The 22,898-nt window shown below is 71.0% G+C and carries 15 protein-coding genes, 1 tRNA gene and 2 pseudogenes; 10 read left to right on the top strand and 8 right to left on the bottom strand.

Annotated elements, in window-relative coordinates:
* Nucleotides 1–139: 139 nt before the first annotated feature.
* Nucleotides 140–685 carry a winged helix-turn-helix transcriptional regulator gene (locus ACIBM5_RS39120; protein WP_391589166.1) on the top strand — a complete coding sequence of 182 codons (546 nt, stop codon included), beginning with the start codon at nucleotides 140–142 and terminating at the stop codon, nucleotides 683–685.
* 67 nt (nucleotides 686–752) lie between these two features.
* Here ACIBM5_RS39120 and ACIBM5_RS39115 read toward each other — a convergent pair whose 3' ends face one another.
* Both ACIBM5_RS39115 and ACIBM5_RS39110 read right to left on the bottom strand, forming a co-directional pair.
* Nucleotides 753–1,979, bottom strand: a complete 1,227-nt coding sequence (locus ACIBM5_RS39115; RefSeq protein ID WP_396011470.1) for a DUF2786 domain-containing protein — start codon at nucleotides 1,977–1,979, stop codon at nucleotides 753–755.
* 307 nt (nucleotides 1,980–2,286) lie between these two features.
* Nucleotides 2,287–3,099: a DUF6597 domain-containing transcriptional factor gene (locus ACIBM5_RS39110; protein ID WP_396011469.1), complete on the bottom strand. Its 813-nt coding sequence runs from the start codon at nucleotides 3,097–3,099 to the stop codon at nucleotides 2,287–2,289.
* Nucleotides 3,100–3,215: 116 nt separating this feature from the next.
* On the opposite strand from ACIBM5_RS39110, the gene ACIBM5_RS39105 reads away from it, so the two are divergent.
* Both ACIBM5_RS39105 and ACIBM5_RS39100 read left to right on the top strand, forming a co-directional pair.
* A complete protein-coding gene (locus ACIBM5_RS39105) occupies nucleotides 3,216–3,794 on the top strand; it encodes a TIGR03086 family metal-binding protein (RefSeq protein WP_396011468.1) in 579 nt (192 codons plus the stop codon).
* A 325-nt stretch (nucleotides 3,795–4,119) separates the two neighbouring features.
* The gene (locus ACIBM5_RS39100) at nucleotides 4,120–4,905 is read left to right on the top strand and encodes a hypothetical protein (RefSeq protein ID WP_391589162.1); all 786 of its coding nucleotides are present in this window, start codon (nucleotides 4,120–4,122) and stop codon (nucleotides 4,903–4,905) included.
* A 317-nt stretch (nucleotides 4,906–5,222) separates the two neighbouring features.
* On the opposite strand, the gene ACIBM5_RS39095 is transcribed toward ACIBM5_RS39100, so the two are convergent.
* The gene (locus ACIBM5_RS39095) at nucleotides 5,223–8,105 is read right to left on the bottom strand and encodes an AAA family ATPase (protein WP_396011467.1); all 2,883 of its coding nucleotides are present in this window, start codon (nucleotides 8,103–8,105) and stop codon (nucleotides 5,223–5,225) included.
* 361 nt (nucleotides 8,106–8,466) lie between these two features.
* Here ACIBM5_RS39095 and ACIBM5_RS39090 point away from each other — a divergent pair, with 361 nt between their 5' ends.
* The 3 genes from ACIBM5_RS39090 to ACIBM5_RS39080 all read left to right on the top strand — a co-directional run bounded on the left by ACIBM5_RS39090 (nucleotide 8,467) and on the right by ACIBM5_RS39080 (nucleotide 11,200).
* Nucleotides 8,467–8,844 carry a nuclear transport factor 2 family protein gene (locus ACIBM5_RS39090; RefSeq protein ID WP_396011466.1) on the top strand — a complete coding sequence of 126 codons (378 nt, stop codon included), beginning with the start codon at nucleotides 8,467–8,469 and terminating at the stop codon, nucleotides 8,842–8,844.
* Nucleotides 8,845–9,255: 411 nt separating this feature from the next.
* Nucleotides 9,256–10,773, top strand: a complete 1,518-nt coding sequence (locus tag ACIBM5_RS39085) for an MFS transporter (protein WP_396011465.1) — start codon at nucleotides 9,256–9,258, stop codon at nucleotides 10,771–10,773.
* Between the two features lie 226 nt (nucleotides 10,774–10,999).
* Nucleotides 11,000–11,200, top strand: coding sequence for a hypothetical protein (locus tag ACIBM5_RS39080; protein WP_396011464.1), 201 nt, complete (start codon nucleotides 11,000–11,002; stop codon nucleotides 11,198–11,200).
* A 319-nt stretch (nucleotides 11,201–11,519) separates the two neighbouring features.
* On the opposite strand, the gene ACIBM5_RS39075 is transcribed toward ACIBM5_RS39080, so the two are convergent.
* The 4 genes and pseudogenes from ACIBM5_RS39075 to ACIBM5_RS39060 form a co-directional block, all read right to left on the bottom strand.
* Nucleotides 11,520–11,592, bottom strand: a tRNA-Lys gene (locus tag ACIBM5_RS39075).
* Between the two features lie 796 nt (nucleotides 11,593–12,388).
* Nucleotides 12,389–14,584 carry an FtsX-like permease family protein gene (locus tag ACIBM5_RS39070; protein ID WP_396011463.1) on the bottom strand — a complete coding sequence of 732 codons (2,196 nt, stop codon included), beginning with the start codon at nucleotides 14,582–14,584 and terminating at the stop codon, nucleotides 12,389–12,391.
* 113 nt (nucleotides 14,585–14,697) lie between these two features.
* Nucleotides 14,698–15,402: an ABC transporter ATP-binding protein gene (locus ACIBM5_RS39065; RefSeq protein ID WP_396011462.1), complete on the bottom strand. Its 705-nt coding sequence runs from the start codon at nucleotides 15,400–15,402 to the stop codon at nucleotides 14,698–14,700.
* A pseudogene (locus ACIBM5_RS39060) lies at nucleotides 15,399–15,925 on the bottom strand (PadR family transcriptional regulator). Before ACIBM5_RS39060 ends, ACIBM5_RS39065 begins: the two are co-directional and overlap by 4 nt.
* A 217-nt stretch (nucleotides 15,926–16,142) precedes the next feature.
* Between ACIBM5_RS39060 and ACIBM5_RS39055 the strand changes: the two are divergent.
* Nucleotides 16,143–16,926: pseudogene (locus ACIBM5_RS39055) on the top strand (IS30 family transposase); the annotation flags it as partial.
* 445 nt (nucleotides 16,927–17,371) lie between these two features.
* Here ACIBM5_RS39055 and ACIBM5_RS39050 read toward each other — a convergent pair.
* Nucleotides 17,372–17,767: a PH domain-containing protein gene (locus ACIBM5_RS39050; protein ID WP_396011461.1), complete on the bottom strand. Its 396-nt coding sequence runs from the start codon at nucleotides 17,765–17,767 to the stop codon at nucleotides 17,372–17,374.
* 1,666 nt (nucleotides 17,768–19,433) lie between these two features.
* On the opposite strand from ACIBM5_RS39050, the gene ACIBM5_RS39045 reads away from it, so the two are divergent.
* From ACIBM5_RS39045 to ACIBM5_RS39035, 3 genes are all read left to right on the top strand, one after another.
* Entirely contained in the window at nucleotides 19,434–20,246 is an 813-nt protein-coding gene (locus tag ACIBM5_RS39045) for a DUF72 domain-containing protein (RefSeq protein WP_396011504.1), read from the top strand.
* A gap of 342 nt (nucleotides 20,247–20,588) precedes the next feature.
* The gene (locus ACIBM5_RS39040) at nucleotides 20,589–22,148 is read left to right on the top strand and encodes an MFS transporter (protein WP_396011460.1); all 1,560 of its coding nucleotides are present in this window, start codon (nucleotides 20,589–20,591) and stop codon (nucleotides 22,146–22,148) included.
* On the top strand, nucleotides 22,145–22,879 hold the full coding sequence (locus ACIBM5_RS39035; protein ID WP_396011459.1) for a TetR family transcriptional regulator: 735 nt from the start codon (nucleotides 22,145–22,147) through the stop codon (nucleotides 22,877–22,879). Before ACIBM5_RS39040 ends, ACIBM5_RS39035 begins: the two co-directional genes overlap by 4 nt.
* The last annotated feature ends 19 nt before the right edge of the window (nucleotides 22,880–22,898 follow it).

The following is a 22,898-nucleotide window of genomic DNA, read 5'->3' as shown; positions in this document are numbered from 1 at the left end:
GGGGGGCCACCCCCCCCCGCGGGGTCCGCGCCCCGTGTCCGCGCGGAGCGACCGGGCTTAACCTCTCGTTAAAAAAAAACCGCGGCGGGGGGGGGGGGCGGGCGCTCCCCCCCCCCCCCCCGCTCAGTAATGTGGCGACATGAAGCGGACCTCGTTCGGAACCTGGCCGTGTTCCATCGCGCGCGTCCTGGAGTTGTTCGGCGACGGCTGGACGCCGCTCGTGTTGCGGGAGGCGTCCTACGGGGTCCGGCGGTTCGAGGACCTCCAGGAGAACCTGGGCATCGGCCGCAACGTGCTGGCGCAGCGGCTGAATCGGCTGGTCGAGGAGGGCCTGCTCGACCGGGTCCCGTACGAGGAGCGGCGCCCCCGACACGAGTACGTACTGACCGCCAAGGGCCGCGATTTCTTTCCGGTGCTCGTCGCGATCGGCCAGTGGGGGGACACCTGGCTCGCGGACGAGACCGGGCCGCCGGTGGTCTACCGGCACGGCGGCTCCGAGGGGCACGAGGCGGAGCCGGCCGTGGTCTGCTCGGTGTGCGGCGACCCGCTCCACCTGGAGGACGTCGAGCCGTTGGCGGGACCGGGGATGACGGCGCGTCAGGCGCACCGGGCGGTCGCCGAGGGGCGCTGTGGACCGCGTGCCTCGACGGTGCCGGCGCAGCGCGGGAACTGGTTGCCGCGCTGACGCTTTTTCGCGGTTCCGACGGCTTCGGGTCCCGATGCCTTCGGGGTGGGGTTTCGGTGTCGTGGATCTATGGGCGGGCCGGCTCGCCGCGGTCCAGCTTGTCCCGCAGGCCCAGTTCGGCCCGGTCGGCGGCGGCCTGGCCGTGCCGCCACCCGTCCGCGTCGCGACCGCGCAGGCGGTGTGTGGTCTTGGTGGGGAACATGCGCTCCGTGGTCTCCCGAACCGCCACGTCGCGGGCGGCCAGGACCGGCAGCAGGCGATTCTCCGCTGCCTCGTTCGCGCTTGCCTCGGCCTCCTCCTTGGCGGTGGTGAGCCGCTCGCGGATCCGGTCGGCGTAGGCGATCAGGAAGGACTGGCGGAAGGTTTTGGTCCGGCGGGAGCGGCCGGACTCGTGGTAGCGCGAGCCGGCCCGGTTCATCGCGGCGGTGGCCTGCACCAGGAGCGAGGTGTAGAGCAATTCGACCGCGTCCAGTTCGGAATCGAAGCCGACCACGGTGGAAAAGCCCAGCGAACTCGACCAGATCGCCTGGCAGCCGTTGGCGTCGGCGACCGCGTCCAGCAGCAGTGCCTTCGCGCCCTCGTACGGGTTGTCCACACCGATTCGGCATGCGGCGGGCGCGTGGCCCGAACCCTCCTGCGCGCCCAGCAGCGCCTCGTCGATCCGATGCCGGGTCATCAGCTCCTGTGCCTTGGCGGTGAACGCCTCGGCCTCCTCCGGGAACTCGCTCGACTCGGCCTTGGCGAGCAGGGCACGCACCCGGCCGAGTTGGCGGGGTGCGCCGGTCGCGGGCTGCTTGCGGGCCGGCTCCTGGAAGGACGCGGCGGCGAGCGGCTCGATGGCGGGCAGGCGGGCGATCGAGCGGAGCAGTTCGAGCACGCGTGCGGCGGTGCCGAAGCGGTCCAGGTTCTCCCGGGCGCCCAACTCGGTGAGGTAGGCGTCGTCCGAGCTCCACCACGGGGTGCTCGCGTCCAAGTCGCGCAGCTGGGCGGTCCAGCGGCGGCCGGTGCCCGGGTGGCTGCGGGCCTGGGCGGCGACCAGGTCGGCGGCGATCGGGGCGTGGCGTTCGCCCAGCTCGCGGGTGACCGCGCGGACCACGTCGGCGGGTTGCCAGCCGCGTCGCCAGCAACCGTCCGCGGTGCGGTCGTACAGCGCGAGCACCGCGCGCGAGATCTGCGGCCAGTCGGCGGCGGAGGCCGCGAGCAGGGACGCGCCGAGGTCGATCGTGTCCTCCAGGGCGTCGTCGGACGCGCTCAGGACGGCATGGAATTGGGTTTCGACGAGCGTGGTGGGCACCCGTCAAGGATTGCATTTTCGGCGCGCGGACGGTCGGGGCCCGGGCGAGGAGGGTGTGCGGTGGGTGCGCGTGCCGTGCGGGGAGGGTTCGGGGTGGGTGCGGGGCGGTGCGGGCAGGGTTCGGGAAGGGTGCGGGGTGGGCGCGGGGAGGATTCGGGAAGGGTGCGGGGTGGGTGCGGGGAGGATTCGGGGAGCGTGCGGGGAGGATTCGGGAAGGGTTCGGGGAGCGTGCGGGGTGGGTTCTCGTCCGGCGGACCGGGCGGGGTCGTGTGCGGATCCCGCGGAGGGGACCGGGGTCCGCGGGGGCTCAGGTTCTGGCGTAGCGGCCCGGTGCGGTGCCCACCGCGGCGGTGAAATCGCGGGTCAGGTGGGCCTGGTCGGCGTAGCCCAGATCGGCGGCCAGCGCCGCCCAGTCGATGCCGTCGCCGTGCTCGGCGCGCTCGGCGACCTCCTGGAGGCGGGCCCGGCGGAGCACCCACTTGGGGCCGACCCCCACGTATTCGGCGAACAGCCGCTGGAGCCGGCGGACCGGGACGCCGACCTCCCGGGCCAGGTCGTCGACCCGGAACAGGTTCGGATTCGTGGTGATGCGCTCGACGATCGCGGCCACCTCGGCGATCGTCGGGTCGATGCCGGACGGGGTGTCGGCCGGTGCGGGCAGCGCGCCGCGCAGCCAGGACTCCACGACGGCGACCCGGTCGGACTCGTCGACGGTGCCGAGCACCCGTTCGCCCACGGCCGGCACGCCCGGGCCGAACAGGTCGGCGGCGGGCAGCACCCGGTCGGTGAGCTCGGCCACCGGGCCGGCCAGGAACGGCCGGAAGCCGCCGGCCCGGAATCGGATCCCGAAGACATGGCCCGCGCCGCTCAGCTCGCGCTCGAACACGTCCCGCACCACTCCGTACACCGCCGGGTGCGGCTGCTCGAAGACCAAGTGCACGTTCGGGTGGGAGAGCACCTTCTGCCGGTAGGGCGATCGCCCGCGCAGGTCCCAGCGCACGATCCAGTGGTAGTCGACGTAGGGCGCCAGATCGGTGGCCGGCTCGTACAGGCTCAGGTCCCAGGCGCCGGGCGCTACGGCCGCGCGCAGCACCCCGCGATTGCGGTAGGGAAGCCTCATACAACCACCGTAAACGGTGCCTGTGACATGGCCCGATGCGTCCTGTGGCGCGGCCGGTCCGGGGCCTGTCGCGTTTGTTCAAGACCGGTTTCGGTGGGCCGCATAGCGTCGTGTCCATGAACATTCACCACCTCTTCGTCGAAGCCTCCGCCGAGGCCGATCGGCTCGCCCACGGCGTTGCGCCCGAGCAGATCGCCGGACCGACCCCCTGTCCCGAATACGACACCCGGGCGCTGCTCAACCACTGGATCGTCTACACCTCGCACGGCCTGGAGCACCGGGCGCGGCGCACGGCACTGCCCGAGGAGCTGACCACACGCGACTTCGTGGCCGAGCCGGACTGGGCCGACGCGTACGGCGCGCAACTGCGGCGCGGAGTGGCGGCATGGGCGGAGCCGGCCGTGTGGGAGGGCGAGATCGACTTCGGCGGCGGCGGGATGATGCCCGCGACGGAGATCGCCGCGATGTTGCTCCTGGAGCTGACCCTGCACGGCTGGGACGTGGCCCGGGCGACCGGGCAGGACTACCGGGCGTCGGTGGAGCTGGGCGAGGCGGTCGAGGGCATCGTGGCGAGGTATGCGGAGATGTACCGCGAGTACGACGGCTTCGCGGTGCCGGTGGCGGTGCCGGAGGGGGCGACCGCGTTCGAGCGGGCGCTCGGGGCTTCGGGGCGGGATCTGCTCTGGAAGCCCTGAGGGGGTTGCTGGTCTCGGGGTTGCTGGTCTCGGGATTGCCGGTCTTGGGGTGGTTGGTTGCCTCGGGATTGCTGGTCTTGGGGTGGTTGGCCGGCGGGTTTGGTTGGCCGGGGGTTCGGTCGGTCGAGAGGTTCGGTGGGTCGGCGGGCTCGGTTGCCTGACGGGTTCGGTGCGCGGATCGTGCGGGCTGGCGAGGTGGTTTGGTGGCCGGGTGGTGGGGTGATTCGGCCGACGGATTGGCAAGATCGTTTCAGGGGTGCGGAAATCCGGGCGGGGGTGGGATCGCTGTGCCTATGGTGGCCGCCGAACCCACCCGGAGGTATGCGTGACGGCGTTGGCGACACTCGACGGTTTCGGCTGTACGGTCCGATACAGCCAGGGCGCGCGGGAGCGAGCCGCGTTCGTTGCGGAGCGCGTCGACCGTGCCGCCGCGTGGTTGACCGAACGGCTGGGATTCGCGCCGCGCATCCGGTTGTCCGTGGCGGATGCCGCAGACTGGGACGGCGTGGCGACGGTACCGCTCTACGGCACGCCTCAGGGAGCGGAGGACCATCTGCGGGTGGCCGCCGACGACGGGTGGTTCGGCACCGAGCTGCTCGCGGCGATCCGGCCGCACCTGGGTGCGCGCGCCGCCGCGGTGCTCCGCGCCGAGTACGGGGAGCCGCCCGCGTTGCGGCCGTACTTCGACCTGGTGGCCGTGCACGAACTCACCCACCTGTTCCAGGATCAGGCCTGGCCCGCCTACCCGGGCATGTGGATCGCCGAGCTGCACGCGAATCTCGCGATGGTCGGCTACACGCAGGAAGTGGAGCCGGAACTGCTGCCCGCGCTGCGGGCCTTCACCGCGACCGTGGACGAGTTGCCGGTCGAGGTCACTCCGATTCGCGAACTCGAGGATATGGAGCGCTCGTTCGAGCAGGGAGCGATCAACTTCGGGTGGTACCACTTCTCCCTGACGCGCGTCGCCGAACAGTTGTGGGCGGCCGACGGCGCGGATGTGCTGCGCACGCTGTACGAGCACATCCGTGCCGGCGGGGGAGCCGAGCACCCGGTGCTGCGCGGGGTCGCGGCGGAGTGGAATCGGCCTGCGCGGATCGGCGTCGGGGGCTGATCGCCGGCCGCCGGCCGCCGGGCGGCGGCGGTGATCGGGGGTGGCGATCGTGGTTCACGGGTTGTGGGGCGGGGGTTCGGGGGCGCGTCGGGGTCCCGGGATCGGCGGGGGTTCGGGGGGGGTGTGGTTCGTGGTTCGTGGTTGGGGGTTCGGCGGGGGTTCGGGGGTCGGTGGTCCTTCGTGGTCGGGGATCGCCGGCGGTTCGGGGCTCGGCGGCGGGTCGTGGTCAGGGGAACGCCGGGGGTCCGGGGGCGGTGGCGGGTCGTGGTCCGGGGTTCGGTGGTGGTTCGTGGTTCGGGGACAGGGGTGGTTTCGGGTCAACCGGTGAGCGCGGCCAGTTCCGGGATCGCGGTCAGTTCGGTGCGCGAGACGATGCCGAGCTTGGGATAGGCCTTGTAGAGGTGATGGCCGACCGTGCGCGGGCTGAGGAACAGCTGGGCCGCGATGTCCCGGTTGGACAGCCCTTGCGCCGCGAGCCGGGTGATCTGTAGCTCCTGCGGGGTGAGCAGCGCGAGCACACCGGCGGGCTGCGGGCCCTGGGGCGTCGCGCTGCCGCCGATCGCGCCCAACTCGGTACGGGCACGATCCGCCCAGGACCGGGCGTCGAGGCGGTCGAACTCCTCCAGCGCGGTGCGCAGCCGGTCGCGCGCGTCGGTCTTGCGGCGCAGTCGACGCAGCCACTCCCCGTACAGCAGTCCGGTCCGGGCGCGCTCCAGCGGCCGGCGCTCGCTCTCGTGTCGGGCCAGCGCGGCGAGCCACAACTCCTCGGCCGCGTCGTCGTTCGCCAACAGCGCGTGGCAGCGCAACACCAGCGCGTCGGCCCAGCGTTGCTCGGCCCGCCCGGCCCACTGCTCGAAGCGGGCCAGCGGCTCCCGCGCCCGTTCGGGGGCGCCGAAGCGGACCGCCGCCTCGACCAGGTCGGGGATCGAGCGGGTCGCGCTGATGTGATGCCGCAGCGGCTCCCGGGCCAGCCGCTCCAGCCGGTTCAGCGCCGACTCGGGGCGACCCAGGCCCAGATCCAGCAGCCCCAGTGCCCACGCGGACCACGGCGCGCCGGCCGGCATCGCGCTGCCCACGCCGCCGGCCAGTGCCGCGTCGGCGTGCCGATGGGCGGCCTCCTCGTCGCCCGCGATGCCCGCCAGGTAGGCCAGTACGCTCTCGAACTGGCTGATCCACTGCTGCTGCCCACTGTCCTGCGCGATCCGCAGGCCCTCGGACGCGGTGGCCAACGCGTCGGTGTGGCGGCTCTCGAAGATCTCCGCCTCGGCCACGAAGAACAGGATCGTCGGCAACCGGCCGATCCCTCCGTGCAGTCGGCTGTCGCGGGCGAACAGCGACGCGATGTGGTGCGCGTCCACGTCCTGGCCCAGGGCCAGTCCGACGCCGCAGGCCAGCAGCAGGTCGCGCTGTTCTTCGTTGCCGGTTCGGGGCGCGACTCGGATCAGGTCGCCCAGGTTCGGGCGCTCGGCGGCCGAGTGTTCGTTCGCAGGATGTTCGTTCGGCGCGTGCTCGGCGTCGGGGCTTTCGGTGCCCGCGTGTTCGGCGTCGGGGTTCTCGGTGCCCGGGTTCTCGGTGCCCGGGTGCGCGGAGTCGGGGTTCTCGGTGCCCGAGTGCGCGGGGTCCGGCTTCGGCGGGAATGCGGCGATCATGAACTCGACGACCGGGGTCACCGAGGCCGTCGGCGGCAGCTCCAGCGCGGCCAACTCCCGCATGGTGGAAGCGAGTTCGGCCTCACCCAGGTACCACGCGGTGTGCATGGACTGGAGCAGCATGCGCGCCGCGCGTTCGGGTCGGCCGGCGGCGGTGAGCGCGGCACCCCGAAGCAACAACTCGTGCGCGTTGACGAACCCGCCCTGCCAGAAGTCGGACAGCGCGCGCACATGCAGCAACCGGGCCCGGATCGCGTCGTCGGTCGCGGTCGACTGGGCCCGCTCGGCGAAGGTGCGGGCCCGGTCCAACTCGCCCGCCTCGGAGGCGGCTTCGGCGGCGAGTACGAGGCGGCGGGTGCGCGCCCCGACGTCCTCGCTCAGCCGCGCGGCCTTCTCGTAGGCCAGCGCGGCGGCGAGGTGGCCGCTGCGCTCGCGAGCCCGTTCGCCGGTGCTCTCCAGGGCGGTCGCGGCCGGCTCGTCGACGCCGGTCGCGGCGGCGGCCAGATGCCAGGCGCGCCGATCCGCGTGGTCGGGAGCGTCGAACGCGTCGGCCAGCGCGCGGTGTGCGGCGAGCCGGCGGTCGATCGGCGCGCCCTGCTGGACCGCGGCCCGGATCAGCGGGTGCCGAAAGCGCAGCCGGTCGTCCTCGACGACGATCAGCGACGCCTCCTCCGCGGCGGCCAGATCCGCGGGACCTGCGCCGAACCCGGCACCGGCCCGGAGCAGGATGCCCAACTCGCCGGAGTCGTCGCTCGCGGCCAACAGCAACAACATCCTGGTCCGCTCGTCGAGCCGGGTGATCTGGCCGTGAAAGGCGATCCGAAGCCGACTGGTGAGCGGCAGGGCGCCCGGACGCAGGGTGTCGCCGGACCGTTCGCCCGCGAGCGAGACCGGCAGTTCGATCAGGGCGAGCGGGTTGCCCCGGGACTCGACGAGCACGCGGTAGCGGGTGGTCGCGGACATGTCCCGGGCGTGCTCGTCGAGGAGCGCGCTCGCGTGCTCGGGCCGGAGCGCCGCCAACGACAGTTCGGGCAGGCCCTGAACCGGGAAGGCGTGCCGGTCCTCGCGGGCGGCGAAGATCAGCGCGATGCCCTCGGCGTACAACCGGCGGGCGGCGAACACGAGTGCGTCGCGGGAGGCCCGGTCCAGCCACTGCGCGTCGTCCACGACGCACAGGAGCGGTCCGTCGCCGGCGTACTCGGACAACAACGACAACACCGCGAGGCCGACGAACATCGGCTCGGAGCGCTCGCCCGCGGCGAGCCCGAAGGCAGCCGCCAGGGCCTGCCGCTGCGGGTCGGGCAGCCGGTCCAGGTGTCCCAGCGCCGGGCGGAGCAGCAGGCTCAGCCCGGCGTAGGGGAGTTCGGCCTCGTACTCGACCCCGGTGCCCCGGATCGTGCGCATGTCCGTGCCGGCGAGCACGTGATCCAGGAGCGCGGTCTTGCCGATGCCGGGTTCGCCGCGCACGACGAGCACGCCGCTGCGGCCGTCCCGGGCATCGGCGAGCAGGCGCTCGATGGTTCCGAGTTCGGTGTCTCGTCCGTACAACATGCCTTGCCGTCCCCCATGCCCACCGATCTTCCGGTGTCGATCTCTGGTGCTGGTATTTCGTGCTGGTCCTTCGTGCCTGTTCTTTGTGCTGGTCCTCGGGGTCGGAGCTCTGGGGTCGGTCTTCGGGTCGGACTTGGTTTTTGGGGTCGGCCTCGATGTCGATCCTCGGTGCCGATTCCTGGTGCCGATCCTCGGTGCCGACGCCGGCGTCGACCCCCGTACTGACCGTCGGTACTGATCTCTCCTGCGCCAAAGTACCTATGCGGGACTGATTCCCGTCGGTACGGGGCTCCGTAAGTTCATGGGCAACGGAGCTCGCCGGAACAGCCGGAAGCCCGGAGGAAACACAAGGACGGTCACCATGACCACGAACATCGACTTCACCGCCCTGGCCGAGCGCTACATCGCCACCTGGAACGAGGCCGACCCGGCCGCGCGCCGCAAGCTGGTCGAAGAGGTCTACACCGAGGACGCCCGTTACGTCGACCCGCTGGTGGCGGCCGAGGGCCACGACGCGATCGACGCCACGCTGGGCGCGGTGCAGGGGCAGTTCGCGGGGCTCGTCTTCACGCTCGGCGGCGCGGTCGACGGCCACCACGACACCGCACGTTTCACGTGGAACCTCGGCCCGGCGGGCGAGGAGGCCATCGCGGTCGGCTTCGACGTGATCCAGGTCGCCGAGGACGGCCGGATCGCCCTGGTCAGCGGCTTCCTGGACAAGGTTCCGGCCGGTCTGTGACCCGGTGAGATAGCCGCTCGACGGATTCGGGGCCGGGCCACGCTAGCGTCCGGCCCCCGGTGTCCTCGCGGTGACGCGTTTCGCGCCCTCCTTCTTCCTTCTCTTCTCTTCTCGTCTCTTCTCTTCTCTTCTCTTCTCTCTCTTTCTCTTCCTGCTCCTCCCGGATTTCGCGTCGTTGCGCGGGCCTCTTCCTGCGCCGCTCGACCCCGTTGCGCGCCTTGAGAACTCTTGCGTCTCGACGGCTCTCGCGCCTGGACGGCTCTCGCGTCTCGACCGGTCTCTCGCGTCTCTACCGGTCTCGCGTCTCGACGGCTCTCACGCCTCGACTTGTCGTGTACCGCCCCCCTCGTTCTCGTGTACCGCCCCCTCGCGCGCCGTTCGGCGCGTTCGCCCGGAACGGAAGGAACATCCATGTCCGCCGCCACGACGGCCACGGCTCCCGCAGCAGAGGCATCGACGCCCCGGCAGTCGTGGGGTGCGCTGCTGGTTCTGCTCGCCGGAATCTTCATCACCACGCTGGACTTCTTCATCGTCAACGTTGCCATTCCGGCCACCCAGGAGGATCTGCACGCGACTCCGGCCGCGATCCAATGGGTGGTCGCGGGCTTCGGCCTCGCGGTCGCCGCCGGACTGATCACGGCCGGCCGGCTCGGGGACATCTACGGCAGGCGGCGGGTGTTCGCGATCGGCCTGGGGCTGTTCACCCTCGCCTCCGCGGGTTGTGGGCTGGCCGGGAACGCGGAGATGCTGATCACCGCCCGGGTCCTGCAGGGCGCGGCGGCGGCGCTGTTGATGCCGCAGGTGCTCGGGATCATCAACGTGCTGTACGTCGGCGGGCAGCGAGTCAAGGCGTTCACCGCGTACGGACTCGCGATGGGCTTCGCGGGAGTCTTCGGTCAGCTCATCGGCGGCGCGCTGATCCAGGCCGACCTGTTCGGGCTCGACTGGCGCAGCATCTACTGGATCAACGTCCCGGTCGGCCTGGTCGCCCTGGCGCTGACCCCGCGGCTGGTGCCGGAAAGCCGGGGTGAGGGCAGTACCCGGCTCGACCTGGTGGGTACCGCGCTGATCACGCTCGGCCTGGTCGCCGTGGTGTTGCCGCTGGTCCAGGGCCGCGAGCAGGGCTGGCCGCTGTGGACGTGGTTGTCCCTCGGGGTCGCTCCGCTGCTGCTCGGCGCGTTCACGCTGTACCAGCGCCGGCTGGGCGGTGCGCCGCTGGTGGACCCGGTGCTCTTCCGCGAGCGGCCGTTCTCGGTCGGCATCACGATGGCGCTGGTGTACGGCCTGGTGAACGCGGCCTTCTTCCTGATCCTGGCGCTCTACCTGCAGTTGGGTCACGGCATGTCGGCGCTCGACTCGGGGCTGCTGTTCATCGCGCTGGGAGTCGGGTACTTCCTGTCCTCGGCGATCTCGGGGCAGATCGCGGCGAAGCTGGGCCGACAGGTGCTGGCCGTGGGCGCGCTGGTGCAGGGCCTGGGGCACGTGGTGCTGGTGGAGACGCTGTCCGCCACCCACGCGACGTTGGCACTGATCCCCGGGCTTGCGCTGACCGGGTTCGGCATGGGCCTGGTGATGGGTCCGATGGCGGCGACGGTACTGGCCGGGATCAAGGCCGGGCACGCCGGTTCGGCCGCGGGTCTGCTCTCCACGGTCCAGCAGGTGGGCGGCGCACTCGGGGTGGCCCTGGTCGGCATCGTCTTCTACGACACGCTGGGCGACGCCCCGACGGCCGACACCTTCGGCGACGCGTTCGTGAACGGCCTGTGGCTGCTCACCGCCTTCTGCGCGGCGGTCGCAGCCCTGGTGCAACTCCTGCCGGGGCGGCAGGCGAAGGACGCCACGGAGCCGACGGAGTCGACGGAGGCGAACGGGTCGGACGCGGTAGGCGGGTCGGACGGACCCGCGGTAAAGGTGGACGCTCTGGTGTGAGCCGAGCATGACGAGGCGTGTGCAGCCGCTGGGCCCCGACCGGGTGGTCGGGGCCCAGCGCTCGTCTGCGTTGGCCAGCGGGCGCGTCGAGCACTTCGGCTCGCCGACCGGGGTCTGCGGATCAGTCGGGGCGAGGCTGCGGTCGAGGCTGGGATCGGTCCTGCGCCCGGCTCACCGGTCTGGTCACGGCCGCGCGGCCGTCCGCCGAGGATCGCAGTCGGCCGCTGTGTACGACTGGACCGACTTCGACCCGACCCTGGTCGGCCCGGCCCACGCGCGGTCCCCCGACCTGCCGCCGCCGACGGTCGCGCTCGCCCACCGGATATGGGGCCGCCTGCACGGCTCGGTGTCCCTGGAGATCTACGCCACCTGCGTGCCCGGACCGCCGACCCGGGCCGGACCTACCGCACCGAAATCCCCGACCTGATCCGCCCCCTGGGCCTGACACTCCCGGCCTCGGCACACGGGACGGCCGCCGACACGGGGCCTGACGCCGCCGACTCGAGACCCGATTCCGCCCCACCGGCCGCCGTAAGGTCGAACTCGCATGCTGTGCAGGGATGTTCGGCTGTGCCATCGAACCCGAAGGCCCTCTGCGCACGGGTCGCCCCACTGCCGCATCACGAGAGACCGAACACCCGACGGCCGCCCACAGCCATCCGTACACATCGGTCGGGCGAGCCGGATACGCAGGCCCGACCCACCGCCCACAGGCGGTCGACCAGCGGCAAAGCCATCAAGCACGGTGGGCCGTCAGGGGATCGAACCCTGAACCCGCGGATTAAAAGTCCGCTGCTCTGCCAATTGAGCTAACGGCCCGGTTGGGTGTCGGCGGGTGTTCCGCTTTTGCCCACCGGCAGAGTACCGGTATCGGATCGAACATGCTGCGAGTATCCCCGGACACGCCGTGACCTGCGGGGATGTGGATGCGGACGCCTGAGAGTGGCGGAGTAGCCACTAGTGTCCGAAGCCTACAAAAATGGACACGCCGGGCAGCCCGTCGCGGGAGCGCGCCCGATGCGACGGGGCGCAGAATCCGCGTGCAGGGTCGAAAATCCGCGTGCGTGGAGTTCATCCGTGCGCGTCCCCGCTCACCTGCGCTCACCGTGGCCACATCGCAGGCTCGCAGTGGACGCGGTTTTGTCGCTCTTCGTGGCGCGCGGAGCCGCTTTCCCAAGGAACGTCCGCACCCGTCATGTCGCTGCGGCACTCTGGAACCCGCCTCCGATGTCAGGGCGCGCCTGCCGGGGTCCGGGGCCGCTTCTGGCGATCGTCGGCGGTGCGGACAGGTGGATCTCGGCCTCAACCACCCGGGCCGGGCCTGGCCCCGCTCGCGTCGGCGACCTCGCCGCCGTCCCGGGCGCGCGGGCCACCTGTTTGCCGGGCTCGGGGCTTGGAGGCGGTCACGCACTGGCCCGCGACCGGTTCGCCGACACCTCACGGCCGGCTGAGGCGCCGCTTGGCCTGTTGTCCTCCGGCCGGCTGGGCCCGGCGACGAACGGCGCCTGACGGCCCGCCAGGTATTGGGCGGCGCCACGGTGCCCGGGTCACGCCCCGATTCCCGTGCCGCGTCCACCTCCTGGCGGGACGTCAGCATTCGGCCCGCCGTCGGCACTCACTCCATGCGCAGCCCCTCGGGTCGCATCAGTCGCCACAGAGCTGGCAGGCCCAGCACCGTCACCGCCATGACTGCGGCGCCGCCTACGGCGGTTACCGATGCGATGAATCCCGGGTCCAGGCGCGGGCGTTCGTCGAAGACGGCCAGCAGGAGCGACCCGAGCCCGAGGCCCCCGGCCAGCGCGAGAGCCAGTCCCAACACCATCGGCACTGCGGCCTGGGCCAATAGCGACAGTGCCATGGTGCGGCGCGGCGTGCCGAGCGCGGCCAGCGCTGCCAACGGGCGCCGTCGTTCCCGCATCTGCTCTAGCGACGACACGAGCATGCCTGCGGCGACCAGGCCCAGCGTCAGTGTTGCCCCGGCGAGGAGCCCACGGCGGATGTTCGCGAACATGCGGTCCTCGGTGGTCGCGGTCACGGGAAGGATCGACGCCAACGGGTCGATCCGGGCGGCCGTGTTGCGCACCCGGTCGGCGGCGTCGTCGCGGTTGGGGTCCAGGCGCACGAAGGCGATCAGCCGTCCCGCCGCCGACCGGCCGGCGATCCCCAACACCTCCGGCGTCAGGAACAGCCCGTATCGCGACTGGCGCACCGGATCGGCCGCGGCGGCGACCTCGGTGGCCGACCGCGGCACGGTCCACGCCACCGGGCCGTCGCGACCGGTCATGGTCAGCTCCACCACGCTGCCCGGCCCGACCCGCGTTTCCCCGTACGGCGACGCCACGGTGAACACGTCACCCGGCACGCACGCGCCCACTGCGGCGAGTTCGCGAAGTGCCGTGCACGTGCCGACGACCAGTGGTATCTCGCCGCCCCCGGCCGCCCCGCGCACGCGCGCGGACGTTGCGGTGAATGTGAACGCGGAGCGTACACCGGCGGTCGTGGCGAGCGCGGTGGCACCGGCCGGATCGCCCTTCGTACTCACGAACAGGTCGGCGCGGTCCGGGTTCTGGCCGGTTCGCGTGGTGAAGGTGCCGGCGAGGCCGGCCAGCAGCATCTGCACCGCGATGGCACCGGCCACCGCGACGGTCACGCCGCCGACCAGCCGCGTCGAGCCCGTTGCGTCGGCGGCCAGTCGGCGCCGGGCCATCAGCCAGGGCAACGGGCCGCGCCCGCCCCGGGCCGCAACCGCGGCCACGCCCCCCGGCAGCAGCGCGGTGAGGCCGACGAGCACGAGTACGATCCCGGCGGCGGCGAGCCAGGGCGCCAGGCTGCCGCCGCGGGTGCCGCCGCCGTTCATCAGGGTGAGTAGCAGCGCGGCGCCGGTGAGACCGGGCACGATCCGCCACCCGCGCCGGGGCGGGCGCGGGGCCCGGCGCACCACACCCAGGGGCTCGATCACGACCCTACGCAGGCCCGCCCGGGTCACCGCCACCGCTATCAGGGGCACAGCCGCCACGACCAGTGCTGCGAGCCCGGGGGTGGGCCGCACGTCGGCGGGGAACACGCTCAGCCGCCACAGTTCCACCGAGCCGATCACCCGGCGGCCCAGCAGAAACAATGCCAGGCCCGCGGTCAGGCCGCCTGCCGCCGCCGCGAGGGCCTCCCCGGCCGCGATCCACCTGGTGGTGGGCAGGTCGGCGCCGACCAGGCGCAGGGCCGCGAGCCGCCGCTCGCGTGCGTCCGCGCCGAATCGCGACGCGACCGCCACGAACACCGCCACCGGCGTCAGCAGCACCACCAGGGCGGTCACCGCGAGCAGCGTCAGCACCGGACCGAGCCGAGCGGACACCCGTGCCGTGCCGAAGCCGTCGACGCGCGAACCGTCGTCGACGGTCAGCGTCGCGCTGCCCGCGTAGTAGGAGAGGTCGGTCGGGCCGATCAGCCCGTCGTCGCCGATGGTCGCCACCACCCGGTACGGCAGGCGCTCGCGAAGCAGCGCGCCATCAGGCCGTTCCAGCAGCCGCGCCAGCGCGGGCGAGGCGGCCATCTCGCCCGGTCCGGGCAGCGCCCGCAGCCCCGGTGGCACCGGGGGCCGCGACCCTTCGGCACGCACCAGCCGGCCGCGTACGTCCCGGTCGCGGTATTCGGTGTTGGCGTAGGCGATCACGAGGGTGTTCTCGCCCGGGGCGGTGAGCTGGCTGCTCGCGATTTCCACGATCGCCGCGCCGCGCCGCTCGCGAGCGTCCAGCATGCCGGGCAGTGCGGACGCCAGCAGAAGTAACGCGGTCCCGAGTCCGATGCCGACAACCATCAGCAGCGTCCGGGGCCACGACGCCCGGGTGACGGCGAAACGCGCGCCCATCACGGTCGCGCGAGCCCGCCCGAGGGCCGCGCCCCGGGGGGCGGTGGGGGAGATCCGGTGGCTCACGGACGCGCCGCCGGGACGCGGCGCGCGGTGGGCGTGCGCCCGTCGCGCACGACGACCTCACGGTCGGAGTACGCGGCCACCCGGGTCTCGTGGGTGACCAGCACCACCGCCGCGCCGCCCTCCCGGGCAGCCGACGTCAGCAGATGCATCACACGTTCCCCGGTGAGCGAGTCGAGCGCGCCGGTCGGCTCGTCCGCGAACACCACACGTGGCCCGGGGGCCAGTGCGCGGGCCACCGCGACCCGCTGGGCCTGGCCGCCGGACACCTCCCCGGGGTGCCTGCCGGCGAGTTCGGCGACCTCCAGCCGCTCCAGCCACTCACGGCCGCGCGCGTTCGCCTCGCGGCGCGGCACGCCGTTCAGGCGCAGCGGCAGCGCGACGTTCTCCCCGCAGGTCAGTTCGGGCACGAGCTGCCCGAACTGGAACACGAATCCGAAGTCGGACCGGCGCAGGGCGCTGCGGCCCCGATCGGACATCGTGGATAACTCCTGCCCGGCGTACCGGACCGATCCGCCATCGGGGGCGACGATCGCCGCCACGCAGTGCAGCAGCGTCGACTTGCCCGATCCGGACGGACCCATGACGGCGACAACCTCGCCGGCGTCTATCTCGATCGAGGCGCCGTTCAGCGCGGGTGTGCTGCCGTACGTCTTGCGCAGGTTCACCGCGGCCGGCAGAGCCCCGGGCTCGGTGCCGTTCACACCCGCACCTCCGCGGCGAGACGGTGGAGCCTTGTCTGGGTCGGTTCGAGCCAGCGGATGTCGGCCTCCAGGTGGAACAACGCGTGGTCGCAGATGAGTTGGTCGGCGATGTCGCCCGCGTGCTTGCGCGTGGTCGGCTCGCGCATCAGCCGCAGGCGCTCGGCACGCTGGGTGTCCGGCAACTCGGCCGCGGCGCGACCGGAGAGCAGAGCCTGGGCGACCTTCGTGTACAGGGTGTTCCGGAGGTACGGCTCGGGCTTCTCGGGCCCGGCGAGCCACTCGTCGACGTCGGTCAGACCCGCGCGTCGGCGATCGCGTAGCGCTTGCGCTCGGGGCAGGTGCCGGGCTCCAGGGCGTCGACCCCGGCGAGGCCATTACGCAGCAGGCGGGACAGCGTCGCGTAGACCTGCCCGTACGAGATCGGGCGACTGCTCCCGAAGCGCTTGTCGAACGTGCGCTTGAGGTCGTAGCCATGGTGGGGCTCTTGTTCGAGCAGTCCCAGAAAGGTATGGCTGATGGACATGGCGTGACTATACATTCGATGTATACATGGAGAGTCCACTCACCCGGCCGTCAGCTGGGCAGTGGAGGGAAGTGCACGCAGGGGCCTCCAACCACCGCACCGGACCCGCCGACACTCACCCACCGGGGGTTTCGATGCGGAGGTGGTCCACCAAAGGCCCACCCGGTGCCACCCTAGGTTCCAGTGGTCGTCGCAACACCTCGGCTCAGGGGATGCGATGGACTTCGAGATCCGCGGGGACCGGAGCCCTCAGGGGCGCCGGAAGCTCGCCGTGGAGCGGGCCGCATACTTCGGGCTCGTGCGCCAGAGCGTGGGCAACAAGGAGGCATGTCGGCTCATCGGGATCAACCCGAAGACCGGCAGGCGATGGCGAAACGGGCGCAAGGCGTCCGGTGGGAACAAGGCGGCACCACCGATCCGCGCGGTGGTGCCGCCGTCCGCGTCGTCGCGATACTTGGGCGAGGCCGACCGCATCCACATCGCCGACCGACTGCGCGAGAACGCGACGATCCGCGCCATCGCCGTCGAGTTCGGCGCGCCCCGTCCACGATCAGCCGGGAGATCCGCAGCAACCGCCACCCCCAGCGGCCACTACCGACCCACGCCGCCCAGGCCCGCGCCGACACCCGCCGCCCCGCCCCAAACGCGGGAAGATCGGCCTCAACGCGGAGCTGCGCGACTTCGTCCAGGACCACCTGATGCTGCGCTGGAGCCCGGAACAGATCTGCCGCGCTCGGCGGGAACGGTTTCCCGACCGCCCGGAGCTGCACGTGGTCCACGAGACGATCTACCAGGCCCTCTACGCCGCAGGGCCGCGGCGAACTCCGCCGCGAACTCGCCAAGGCGCTCCGATCGGGGCGGACCCGCCGCCGACCACACCGTCAGGCGGCCTCCCGACAGCCGCGCTTCGCCCACACGATGGTCATGATCAGCGACCGCCCGGCCGAGGCCGAGGACCGGGCCGTCCCCGGAACTGGAATGGCAACCTCAGCGTTGGCCGCTCTTACCCCCGCGGGCAGCTCATTTCACACAGCGTGACAATCGCGGTCCGGGGCAGCGGAAGGGGCCGGCCTCGTCCGCGAGAGCCAAGGGACGGCCGGCTCACACCGGCCTCACACTGCCGTCCGGTCTGTTGCAGTCAGCGCGCTGTCGAAAAGCTGACGGTGCAAATCCCAGGTCAGATAAGTGGAAAGTCCGTGTGGGCTGCCAAAACCCGGGCGCCAAAACCCGGCTCCGACAGGCATGTCCGTGAAGACCCGGGCTCACACCGGGCTCACAATCGACTCGGATGACGGCTGTGTCGCCGCCACTCTCCGTCGATCGGGGCTGACTCGAAGGCTGGTCGGTGCGCGTCGACGTGGCGCTCTGATGGCGCTGCTCGGCTACGCACCGGCCAGAGCCTTCGATCATGTCGGATCCGTCGCCCCATCCCGAGGAGGGACGTTTTCAGGCGGTCGGTGGGACACCGCCGGTTGCCGCCAGTCGTCGATGTTCGAGCGCATCCGCGATTTTGTTGTCGCCGCCGAGTCGGCCGAACAAACGAGTGACGCCGGATTGCGGTACGCCCACGCACGACAGCCTCGTGCCATTCTTCAGACGGACCACCAGGAAACGGTCGCAGTTGAACCCGTCGATGTCAGCCCATGCGATCCTGTGGGTGCTCAAGGGATTGTGCACCAGCAGTTCGGGCTCGGTGGCAACCACTCTCACTCGCAGGGCGAAAAGCACCGCGAGTACGCAGATCCCGGCAAAGGCGATCGGCACCCATGTCGGCCCGTCGGTGAAAATGCCGTCCACCGCACCGACGACCCCGACTGCGACTATCAGGGCCGCGCCGGTCAAGAGAGAACTTATCTGCCTGAATGTTCGTATTTCCATACAATCCCCCAGAAGCTCTGAATAGGACAAATAAACGCAGAATTTCTTCCGGGTCGCAGATGGAACGAGCGATTTGTGCGCACGCGATTATACGACGCGGGATTGGAGAACATGGCTCCTCATGCGACAGAGACGCACACGAGCCGCCGGACAACCGGCGGCTCGTGCACGTACGGGAGGCGAGTTCTGATTTTGCCCAACTTCTCTTGCGTCGAGCCCAACTTCTATTGCGCCGAGCGGGGTGGGCGCGCAGAAGATGAACGCCCCGGCCGGTCGTATACGCGTAGGCGCCTGCTCTGAAGGCCGATTTCGAGATACCAAGAATCGGGATGCCCGAGTGGGGCCGGTACGCCGGAGCTGACGCCGCAAGGCGCGTATTTCCCGATCGCAGGATCAATTGCTTCGACGGCCTGCCCGAAGAGAAGTGGCTCATTTTGTGATGTAGCGCGGTGCCAGTGGACGACACTCCAACCCGCATGGCGGCCATCGACGGCGCGTTCCCACGGCACTTGTACCTGTTACGCAACGTGAGACCGGTAGTCGGCGAGAGCTGGAAGTCGCAGCTTCGACCACACCTGAGGCGGGACGATCGGGCTCACAACGACGGTCTTGACACCACTGCGAGCGCTTTGCGAACAACCGGAGAAGCCAAGTTCCGGGTCAGATGGGTGCCGGGAGAATCGGCCCCGCAATTCCACGCCTTCCGCCGGAGCCGGGCGGCGGTAAAAGAGTGCGCTGCTCTGCCGATTGCGCTAATGGCCCGGTTGGGTGTCGGCGGGTGTTCCGCTTTTGCCTACCGGCAGAGTACCGGTATCGGATCGAACATGCTGCGAGTATCCCCAGCCATGCCATGAGCTGTGGCAACGACCCGACGGGCGGTGCTTGTTCGGTTGCCCGGGGCAAGAGCGCAAGGTGCGTGAATCCGACAAGTCGCCTCCCTGGTTGAGGGCGGTCGGTGTGCGCGCCCACCTCGAAATCCGTGAGAGGGCGTGAAATCCGGTTCGAAAGGTATGTCCGATGGACATGGCGTGACTGTATACGCGATGTATACGTGGACGTCTGCTTACCCCACCGTCGGTCGGACAGCAGAGGAAGTGCACTCAGGGAGCACGAAAGCACGAGATCCGCCGCCGCGCACCCACCGGAGTTTTCGATACGCAGGCGGTTCATCAGAGGCACGCTCGGTTCGATGGTCACTGCGGCCTCATGCGGCGTATGGGCGCCACGGTGTACATGGCGGATCGCATGGGGCGCGGGGTCGAACGGGCGTGAGCCGTGTGGATTGGGACACCTCCACCGGACAGTGGTAGGGGCCGGTCGGAGTGTGTCCTACGTGGTGGGTTGCCGTCGTCGTTCGTGGCAGGTGATGGCCGCGGCGAGGATGCGGACGGCCAGGTCGAGAAAGCCGGATACACCGAAAACTTGGGCGGGCGATTCGGGTCGGCGGGGCCGTGGTGTGGCAGTCGGTGCGGGAGTGACATGCGCCGGACGGGGCTTGGGGCTTGTGGGCTGGATGGCGTTGGTTGTTGCGGTCGTTCGTGGGGTGGGCATCGAGTGGGTGGTGCGGGGCAGGGGTTGGGGCGTGGCGCGGATACGGGTGGGGAGTTGTGGGTGGACGGATCGGGGATTGGTGGAGGCCGGGTGGTATCCGGCGGGGTGTACGAGTGCGGAGGCGCGGCTGCGCTATTACGCGTCGCGGTTTTCGCTTGTGGAGGTCGATTCCACCTACTATCACCTTCCTTCGGAGCGTAATGCCCGGTTGTGGGCGGAACGGACGCCGGAGGGCTTTGCGTTCGATGTGAAGGCATTTTCGTTGTTGACCGGTCATCCGACTCGGGTCGATGCTCTGCCGCGGGATCTGCGTGGGTCCTTGGCGAGGGGGAGCGTGTACGCGCGCGATCTGCCGGTCGGGGTGGTCGAGGAGGTCGCCGGTCGGTTTCGTTCGGCTTTGCGGCCTCTTCACGAGAGCGGCAGGTTGGGCGTGGTTCTGCTTCAGTTTCCGCCCTGGTTTCTTCCGGGTGCGCAGGCCGAGCAATACATATTGCGGTGCCGGGAGCTGTTGTTTCCGTATCGGGTTGCCTTCGAGCCGCGTAATGGCGCCTGGGTGACGCCCGAAACGTTCGCCTTCCTTGGCAAGGAACGCATCCCCTATGTGTGTGTCGACATGCCCCAGGGGCATGTCGAGGCGGTGCCTCCGGTGGTGCGGGTCACCGCCGAGCTCGCGATCGTTCGCCTGCACGGGCGAAGCGCCTATTGGGGGGAGGGGGACGCTCGGGAGAAGTACCGCCACGACTACACCGAGGGCGAACTTGCCGAGTGGGTTCCCAGGATTCGGCGGCTTGCGCGGGATGCCAAGGAGGTTCATGTGCTCTTGAACAACTGCTGTGGTGCCAGTGCTGTCACCAATGCTGCGACTCTCCGCGAGATGTTGATGGTTGCCTGAGGCGCGATATCGATCCGGGGCCGGGCCGGGCCGGTCCGGCGCGGGGTGGGGCCGGTTCTGGCCTGGCCTTGGTCCCGACTTGGCCTCGTCCCGCCCCGATCCGCCCTCGGCCACGCCCCGACCCGGCCCCCGTCCAGCCTGCGACCCGGCCCCGGCCCCGGCTCACTCGCCGCCGCCCCTGCCCGCCCCCGCGCGCGACCCGCCCCGACCCGCCCCGACCCGACTCGACCCGCTCGGCGACGGGCGGCAACGCAGGAACAGAAAGTGAAACTGCGGTTCTATTGAACCCGTGCTCCAGTTGTGACTTAATTCCTTTCGTCACCGACACGACGGGAGCACGGCATGTCGAACACCGCTGTTTCACCACGCCGCTGGTGGGCCCTGGGTGCCCTCGTCCTGAGTGCGCTGATCATTGGGCTCGACGGCACGATCATCAACGTGGCGCTGCCCACGCTTTCCGGTGAACTGGGGGCGGATGGTGCGCAGTTGCAGTGGATCGGGGGTGGCTACCTGCTCGCGTTGTCGGCCGCCATGTTGCCGATCGGGTTGCTGGGGGACCGGTACGGGTTGAAGCGTGTGTTGCTTGTCGGGATGGCGATCTTCGGGCTCGCCTCGGCCGCCGGGATCCTGGCCGATTCGGCGGGGCAGGTGATTGCCGTACGGGCCGTGCTCGGGCTCGGTGCGGCGATGATCATGCCGCTGTCGTTGGCGATCCTGCCCAGGATCTTCGGGCCGGACGAGGTGCCGAAGGCGGTGGCGACCTGGACCGCGGCCACCGCGTTGGGCATGCCGATCGGGCCGGTCGTCGGCGGCTGGTTGTTGAATCACTTCTGGTGGGGCTCGATCTTCCTGTTCAACATCCCGGTCGTGGCCCTTGCCCTGGTGGCGAGCGCGGTGTTCCTGCCCGCCGATCCGAAGCGGGTACGGGCGACCGCCGCGCGGGTGCCGGTCGACGTGCTCGGTGTGGTGTCGAGTGCGCTGGGCATCACCGCGCTGGTGTACGGGACGATCCTGGTGCCGCAGGACGGTTGGGGCAGCCCGCTGGTGCTCGGCACGTTGCTCGGCGGGGCGGTACTGCTGGTCGGCTTCGGGTTGCGGCAGCGGCGCTTCGCGCATCCGCTGGTCGACCTCGGGTTGTTCGCCGATGCGCGGTTTCGGTGGGGCACGCTGATCGCGGTGTTCGTCAACTTCGCGGTCATGGGCATCCTGTTCGTGGTGCCGCAGTACCTGGAGGGTGTGCTCGGCAACGACGCGCTCGGCACCGGGCTGCGAGTGCTGCCGCTGATCGGCGGGCTGTTGGTGTCGGCCACGCTGAGCGAGACGCTGGTGCCCAGGTTCGGTGCCCGCGTGGTGATTTCGGTCGGTCTGGCGCTGCTCGGCGCGGGTGCGCTGCTGGGCGCCGGTACCGACGGCGGCAGCGGGTACGGGTTCACCGCCACGTGGCTCGGCCTGGCCGGGCTCGGCTTCGGGATGGCCGTGGTGCCCGCGACCAGCATGGTGATGGGGTCGCTGCCCACCGGCAACACCGGCTCGGGTGCGAGCCTGCTGGAGACCGTGCAGCAGGTCGGCGGTGTGCTCGGGGTGGCCGTCCTGGGCAGCGTGCTCAACGCGGGTTACCTGGACCGGCTCGTGGTGACGGGGTTGTCGGAACCGGCGGTCGACGCGGCCCGGGAATCGTTGTCCGGCGCCGGCGCGGTGGCCGCACAGACGCACGATCCCGTGCTCCTGGCGTCCGCGCACGACGCGTTCATCCACGGCATGGACCTGGTCCTGCTGGTCTGCGGCGCGATCGCGCTGGTGGTTGCCGCCTTCGCGGCGGTCCACCTGCCGGGCGAGGCCGAGGACACGCCGGCCCCCACGCTGCCGGCGCCCGCTCCCGCCCACGGAGAATTGCTCGCATGAGCCCCAAGGAGACCTCGACCGAGCCTGCGCCCGACCCCGCACGCGCGCCCGACCCCGAGCCTGCGCCCGACCCCGCACGCGCGCCCGACCCCGAGCCTGCGCCCGACCCCGCACGCGCGCCCGACCCCGCAAGCGCGACCCCCGCCCCCGCCCCCGGCCTGCGCGAGCGCAAGAAGCTCAAGACCCGGCAGAGCATCCGCCGCGAGGCCTACCGCCTGTTCGCCGAGCACGGCTACGACGCGACCACCGTCGACGAGATCGCTGCCGCCGCGGACGTCTCCCGCAGCACGTTCTTCCGCTACTTCCCGACCAAGGAGGACGTGGTCCTCACCGACGAGTACAACTCGGTGTTCGGCGACGTGCTCGCGACCAGGCCGGCGGACGAACCGATCGTGGCCGCCATCCGGCACGCGATGACCGAGTCGTTGGCCCACGTCTTCACCGCCGATCGGGACGAACTCCTCTACCGGAACCGGATGATCTTCACCATCCCGGCACTCCGAGCCCGAGCGATGGACGAGTTGTTGCGCACCCAGGACGAGATCACCGCGCTGCTGGCCGAGCGCACCGGCCGCGACCCGGACGACCTGGAACTCAAGTGCGCCTCGGCCGCGATCATCGGCGTCTCGACCGCGGTGATGCGGCACTGGGTGGAACACGAGGGCATCGAGGACCTGGTCGGGCTGTACGACCGCCAACTGCACATCCTCACCGGCGGTCTCCAGGTCTGACCGACCGCTCGCACGGGCG

This window comes from Embleya sp. NPDC050493, from assembly GCF_044458105.1.
In the GTDB taxonomy this organism is placed as follows: domain Bacteria; phylum Actinomycetota; class Actinomycetes; order Streptomycetales; family Streptomycetaceae; genus Embleya.
Note: the sequence above shows the minus strand (reverse complement) of the source record. Positions and strands in the feature narration are given on the sequence as shown.